Genomic DNA, 320 nt, shown 5'->3' with positions numbered 1-320 from the left:
CCCCCCCCCCCCCCCCCCCCCCCCCCCCCCCCCCCCCCCCCCCCCCCCCCCCCCCCCCCCCCCCCCCCCCCCCCCCCCCCCCCCCCCCCCCCCCCCCCCCCCCCCCCCCCCCCCCCTCTTTCATGATCCGGCGACCACCGAGATCTACACCGAAGGTTAATCGTCGGCAGCGTCAGATGTGTATAAGAGACAGGAGTAGAGGTGCACGAGGCTGGAGACCGTGTTGACCACGACCAGCATCACCACTGTCAGCGTATCGACGCGGAAGGCCCAGTCGACCTGCAACTGGCCGGACGAGATCCAGCTCGCGATCTGCACCC

General features: G+C 73.4%; 1 pseudogene. It reads right to left on the bottom strand.

From position 1 onward, the window contains the following. Positions 1 to 192: 192 nt before the first annotated feature. Positions 193 to 320: pseudogene (locus JHD80_RS27400) on the bottom strand (hypothetical protein); the annotation flags it as partial.

This window comes from Allobosea sp. ASV33 (assembly GCF_016428755.1).
In the GTDB taxonomy this organism is placed as follows: domain Bacteria; phylum Pseudomonadota; class Alphaproteobacteria; order Rhizobiales; family Beijerinckiaceae; genus Allobosea.
This window is presented reverse-complemented; position numbering and strand designations above follow the sequence as displayed.